The 5,923-nt window shown below is 60.6% G+C and carries 6 protein-coding genes and 1 pseudogene; 5 read left to right on the plus strand and 2 right to left on the minus strand.

Annotation, left to right across the window (positions count from 1 at the left end):
• A pseudogene (locus WBP53_RS11410) lies at nt 1-623 on the minus strand (malate synthase A); the annotation flags it as partial.
• Nucleotides 624-773: 150 nt separating this feature from the next.
• On the opposite strand from WBP53_RS11410, the gene WBP53_RS11415 reads away from it, so the two are divergent.
• A complete protein-coding gene (locus WBP53_RS11415) occupies nt 774-1,787 on the plus strand; it encodes a LysR family transcriptional regulator (RefSeq protein WP_423929001.1) in 1,014 nt (337 codons plus the stop codon).
• A gap of 48 nt (nt 1,788-1,835) precedes the next feature.
• Here WBP53_RS11415 and WBP53_RS11420 read toward each other — a convergent pair whose 3' ends face one another.
• The gene (locus WBP53_RS11420; RefSeq protein ID WP_423929003.1) at nt 1,836-2,450 is read right to left on the minus strand and encodes a DUF4126 domain-containing protein; all 615 of its coding nucleotides are present in this window, start codon (nt 2,448-2,450) and stop codon (nt 1,836-1,838) included.
• A gap of 170 nt (nt 2,451-2,620) precedes the next feature.
• On the opposite strand from WBP53_RS11420, the gene WBP53_RS11425 reads away from it, so the two are divergent.
• The 4 genes from WBP53_RS11425 (at nt 2,621) to WBP53_RS11440 (ending at nt 5,874) form a co-directional block, all read left to right on the plus strand.
• Complete coding sequence (locus WBP53_RS11425) at nt 2,621-2,908, plus strand: hypothetical protein (RefSeq protein ID WP_423929005.1); 288 nt, start codon at nt 2,621-2,623, stop codon at nt 2,906-2,908.
• Nucleotides 2,909-3,052: 144 nt separating this feature from the next.
• Nucleotides 3,053-3,307 carry a GlsB/YeaQ/YmgE family stress response membrane protein gene (locus WBP53_RS11430; protein ID WP_423929007.1) on the plus strand — a complete coding sequence of 85 codons (255 nt, stop codon included), beginning with the start codon at nt 3,053-3,055 and terminating at the stop codon, nt 3,305-3,307.
• A 313-nt stretch (nt 3,308-3,620) separates the two neighbouring features.
• Entirely contained in the window at nt 3,621-5,225 is a 1,605-nt protein-coding gene (locus WBP53_RS11435; protein ID WP_423929009.1) for a hypothetical protein, read from the plus strand.
• Nucleotides 5,226-5,313: 88 nt separating this feature from the next.
• Nucleotides 5,314-5,874: an RNA polymerase sigma factor gene (locus WBP53_RS11440; RefSeq protein WP_423929011.1), complete on the plus strand. Its 561-nt coding sequence runs from the start codon at nt 5,314-5,316 to the stop codon at nt 5,872-5,874.
• The last annotated feature ends 49 nt before the right edge of the window (nt 5,875-5,923 follow it).

Consider the following 5,923-nt stretch of genomic DNA (forward strand, 5'->3'; position numbering starts at 1 on the left):
GCTTGCAAGGTCCGAGCGTTGTGGAACGCGAACAGTCCGAAGTCGAACAGGGAACCGCTGAGACGGTTCCCATCGACAAGCACGTGCTTTTCGTCGAGATGCCATCCGCGCGGCCGCACGATGAGCACGGCAGGATCCGGCTCCAGACTGTATCGACGGCCGTCCGGCGACTGGAATTCGATGCTGCCGTCCACCGCATCAGCGAGGTTCTGCTGGCCCTCAAGCAGGTTTTCCCAGGTCGGCGAGGTCGAATCCTCGAAATCGGCCATGAACACCTTGGCGTCCGAATTGAGCGCGTTGATGATCATTTTCCGATCCACCGGACCGGTGATTTCGACACGACGATCGAGCAGGATTTCGGGAATCGCGGCGACCTTCCAGTCGGACTCGCGGATCGACCTGGTTTCCGCAAGGAAATCCGGCGACTCGCCGGCATCAAACCGTGCCTGGCGTCGCTCGCGTGCAGAAAGCAGATCGATGCGTTGAGCGTTGAATCTTCGCGCCAGGTCAACAACGAAGGCCATGGATGCCGGGGTCAGGATTCGCTCGTCGATGCCTGCCAGAACCTCGGCGCCACCAAGCTTCATGTTCGAATCGGGGATGGGGGTGGTCGCTGCTGACATGGGAGCGGTCGCCTGATCGGGTGGCCAGACTACTCCCGCCGCTTTACGTTTGACAAAACACATGTTTCAATGCAACACATCAACACAGTCAATTATTGCTCTAACTGGCTGAATTGACTGGTTAGTGCATCCCATTCCGGAGGCGGCCCAATGTTGCAACGCGGCAAACGCAAGCCCGCCAAATCAGTGTCAAAGGCTGCCGGAGAAGGAACGAAGACTCCTCGCTTCTATTACAAGGGCAACCGCATCAAGCAGCTGCGAGCCTTTTGCTACACCGTAAAATTCGGCACCTTGACCCGCGCTGCGGAGGCCCTGTTCCTGTCCCAGCCATCAGTGAGCTTGCAACTCGGCGCACTGGAATCGGAGCTGGGCTGCAGCCTGCTTGAGCGACGTCGGCGACGCGTAACCCTGACCCACGAAGGCCAGGTTCTGTATGAACTTGCGCGGCCTCTGGTCGAGGGCCTGGAGGGTCTTGATGAGGCTTTCCTCGCACAGACGCGGGGTCCGGGACAAACCACGCTGGATATCGCCTGCGGCAACTCGACCATCCAGTATCTGTTGCCCGAGATGGTGGCCGCCTTCCGCGCCCGGCATCCCGACGTTCACCTGAACCTGCACAATGTCACCGGTACCGACGGTCTTGCCTTGCTTCGCTCGGACGAAGTCGACTTCGCCGTGGGGTCGATGGTCGATGTACCGAATGACCTGTCCTACGAAGCCCTGCATCACTTCGACCCCTTGCTGATCACGCCACCGGATCACCCACTGGCATCGAAAACCACGATTACCCTGGAAGACCTTTCACCCTATGGGCTGATCCTGCCGCCGAAGCGGCTGACCACCTATCGACTGGTCGACCTGGTGTTTCAGAAGGGCAAGGTGCCCTACGACGTGGCGATCGAGGTGGGTGGCTGGGAGGTGATCAAGCAGTACGTTGCGATGGGGCTCGGAATCTCGATCGTGACCGGCATGTGTATTCGCGACGCGGATCGCGAGCACCTCGCGGTGCGCAATCTGCGCAGCTATTTCCCGCAGCGAAGCTACGGCGTGGTCGTACGCAAGGGCAAGGTGCTCGGCGCCGAGGCGCGCGCCTTCATCGACCTGATCCGCCCCGGCCTGTTTGTGCGCCAGGACTGGTTTGAATCCGGGCATTCGGATCGCTGAAATCCGGGTAGTCGAAGGCTGTGGGCGCGAGACGCCCGGCAAAAGGCCTTATGGGGTTCCTGGATCCGGCCCGCCACGGCCGAGCCGGCGCAAACGTCGAATCATGCCCGCAATGCCACGCCACAGCTTGGGCAGCAACCAGATCACGAGCGCAAGGAAAACGGCAAGAAGGACCAGGAAGACCCACGGATGTTGCAGGGCGAGCCAGAGTCCCAGCAGGAGCACGCCATCCTCACTGAAGCTGGCTGTCCAGTTCGAGACCGGCTCGGGTGAAGTATTGATCAGCGCCCGCCCGCCGCTCTTGAACAGATGCGTGCCACCACTGACGAATCCACCGGCGAGTGCCGCGATGAACTGGGTGGCAGCCGGTTCGTCGCCCATTGCGCCCCATGCCAACAGCGCGCCGGCCGGGATTCGAACCAGGGTATTCAAGGCATCCCAGACCGAATCGAATGCCGGTACCTTGTCCGCCAGAAATTCGCCGACGGTGAGGATTCCGCTGGCAACCAGCACCCAGGGATGCTGCATGACCAGCAGACCGGATGGCAATTCGACGATATCGAAATGCGCAAGCAATCCAACGATGAATACCGTCGCGTACAAGCGAAATCCGCTCGCCCAGGCCAAACCACCGGCAAGTGCCCATTGTGCTGCCATGTCCATGGGCGCTGAGTCTGCCCGGCCAGATGCGGACTGTCGATGTCTGCTTTTGTCCTATCGGCAGCGTTCTGCCGATCAGCGGACTGTCATGACGCGATGAGTCTGATAGTTTTGTCGCCGGGGGCATGCTGGCTTCGCCCACGTTCAGGATCGCCAACATCGGGAGGACAGGCATGATGCGCTGGATCATGATTTCAATGACCTTGATCGGATTGATCATGGCTGTTGTGACGCGGAGCCCGGGCATCCTCGGGTTCGCCCTTCTGTTGAGTTTCGTCGGAGCATTTGGAACGATCTTCTCGATTGCCGGGGAACGTGTTTCTGCGAATGCACGCCCGGACGCGACCATGCTTCCACCGGAGGCCCTGGCCGCCATTCGCGACAAGGCACGGGCAAGAGCGGGCGAGCAGGCCGCATCCACGGATCGACAAGCCCGCGCGGCGGCGTCTATCCGCCAGTAGCACCTGTCGCAAGGCAATTGGCTGCGTATCCCGCCTGCGCAAGCCCGGCAAACCGGATTGTTGCGCAGTGCGGCATGCACTGTGCCAGTGGTTCGCGCACACTCGGTGGGTCGCGCTTTGCGGCTAGGCACTGGGGAGTACAACGTGAGTCTGGAATCCTTGTTGGTGTTTCTCATCATCGGCGGTATTGCCGGTTTTCTTGCCGGCCTGATCGTCAAAGGCCGCGGTCTGGGACTGATTGGCAACATTGTCGTCGGCATACTCGGAGCGTTTCTTGCCGGCTGGCTCTTGCCGCAGCTTGGCATTGCACTGGGTGGCGGCATCGTCTCTGCCATCATCAATGCGATGATCGGCGCAATCATCCTGCTCGTCATCGTCATGGCTATACGAAAGGCCTGACGCCCATCCACGCCGTATCAGGACGAAACACGATTGGAAGGCCGGGCCATCAAGCCCGGCCTTTTTGTATTGCAGGGCCCGGGTTTCGCCAGGTAGTGGCTGCAACACGGTGTATTGCCTGACGGCAGCGTATGCTGCGGAAAGGACTCCGGCCAGCCGATGCCATTGGCTGGACCTTGAATTCGCGGCCGCCCGGGTCACCGAGGGGCGTAGAGCGTGACGCTCCGCACGCCGCGCGTTGCCGCTGTCAGGCAATACCGCTATCGTCACGTGACAGGGTAAATTGGCGGCAGCACGACTGCCGAAATAGAGGATGCGCACGCGTATGAGATTGCGCAACGTAGTGCTGGTATCGGCTGTGTTGATAGCGAGTGGCGGCTTGGCGCTTGAGTTTGCCGCGCGCTCGGCCGCCGTGCGACTGGCGCGCGCACTGGAACCGTCTACCCGCCTGACTTACGACAATGCTGGAATTGCTCTGGATGGCAGCATCCGCCTGACTTCACCGCGACTGGAGTTCTCAAGTCGGCCGTGGAAGGGCGCTCTGCGGGCGCGCGTGGCCAATTTGAGAGGCCCCGGCCGATTCTGGCTCGTCGGGCAAACCCTGGCAAACGATCCGGAATGGCCGGCGGATTTGTCGTTGACGACTCGCGGGCTCACCATCGAAGAGACTGACGATCCGCTGATTTCCAGTTGGGTCGGCATGCCTGATCTTGCCTTGTTTGAGAATCTCGGCTGCGGCAGTGACGCCTTGAGCAGCAAGGATCGCGCTCGCATGGGTATACGTGGCGAGGAACGTGTCGATGTGTTCGGTTATCACCTTGAGCGTGAGGCAAAGCGACTTGAATTGAGCATGGCGCTCTACAGCGAAGATGTTGCGAGTTGGAGCGGCTCTGCCGAGTTCACGGGTTTCGATCCATCGCGTTGGGATCAGCCCGCCGGTCATCAGGAGTTGCGCCTGGGCCGTGCATCCCTGAGCTACGAGGATCCCGCGTATCTGTCACGGCGCAACAAGTTCTGTGCCGAATGGCTGGGCATCACACCAGCCCAGTTCGTCGAACGACATGTGGCCGCGGTGAGAACTTTTCTGGCCACGCGCGGCATCGATCCTAGCGAGGATGTACTTGGGCTTTATCAGCGCATGGTGAACAGGGGTGGCTCCCTGAATCTGGCGAGCCTGCCGGATGCAACCTGGGCGCCCGCCGACACCGACGCGTATCCGCGCCAGGTCCTGTTGCGCCTGCTCAACATCACGGTGCGAATTGATGACGCGCAGCCCATCATGTTGCGGTTGGCATTCACCGATCCCGAGGAGCCCTTGTATGTCGTGACTTCCGAGTTGCCGGACCCGGCATTGGTCGACGTACTGGGCACCCAGGAATCAGGGCAGGAGGATGCGGCGATAGCCGCCGAACAGTCGGCACCACTTCCCGCTACGCAAGTGGCACCACCACCCGTCGAGGTTCCAACCCAAACGCCTGCATCCGTTGCGGGTGAAGTGCAGGTTGCTGCGGCGCTTGCGGACGAGTCCGCAGACGACAGCGTCGCGATGCCCTCTGAAGATGTCGGTTCACGGCCAGACGCGATATCCGGACTGGGAGCCAGCGCCCCGCCACCTCCGGAAAACTCTACCCTGGCGCTGGTCTGGAAGCCGGGGCAGATCGAACGTTTGCCGCCAGCCAAGGCCAGGGCGCCTGAATACGACGTGGTTCCGGTATCAAGCCTGGGTAGCCGTGTTGGCAAACGCGTGCAGTTGCTCACATCCGGCGGCAAGCGGGTTGATGGCGATGTTCAGTCGGTTGAAGCGGGCAACCTTGTGCTTCTTGTTCAGGTAGGACGTGGCAGCGCTGAACTCAATGTTCCGCTGGAGAATATTCGAGAAGCACGGTTGATGCGACTGCGCTCCTCCGATTCGAGATGAACGGATCAACGGATGTTGGTCGTTTTGCGACGAACTGCTGCCCTGGTTCGTCCTTTGCTGCATGGGCGCAGACGGTCTTCCAACGCGAGTGAACATCGGCTTCGGCCAACCACTGGATGCCCTGGTGCTACAGCGGGCGAAGCGCGGTGACGAGGCGTCGCTGGAAGCGATTTATCGACTCTATTCTCGCCCCTGTTTCAATCTGGCATTGCGAATCCTTGGCGAGTCCGCTGCTGCCGAGGATGTGGTTCAGGATGTTTTCTTGCGCATGATGGACACGATCAGGAGTTTCCGCGGCGATGCGCCATTTGGCGCCTGGCTGAAGCGAATGACGGCCAACGCAACCATTGATGTCGTTCGGCGCAACCGCCGTTTCGACAGCGATGATGCCGAGGATCGGATTGCGAACATCGTGTCGGATCAGGTTTCGGCGGAATCAGGCGTGGATGCCTGGTCGTTGCTGATGAAGCTGGGGCCACGCTCCCGCGCTGTCGTACTTCTGCATGAGATGGAAGGATACACGCACAGGGAATTGGCCGAATTTTTCGGGCAGAGTGAGAGTTATTCGAAATCGGTGCTGGCCCGGGCGCTCAAGCGACTGGGCGTGCTGTCCGGAGACAGAACAGATCGAAATGAGGTGGTGGAATGACGAGCATTCAATCAGGATTCAAATCAGGCGCGGCCTCGCTGCTGCGCGA

This window comes from Dokdonella sp. (assembly GCF_049593775.1).
Lineage (GTDB): Bacteria > Pseudomonadota > Gammaproteobacteria > Xanthomonadales > Rhodanobacteraceae > Dokdonella.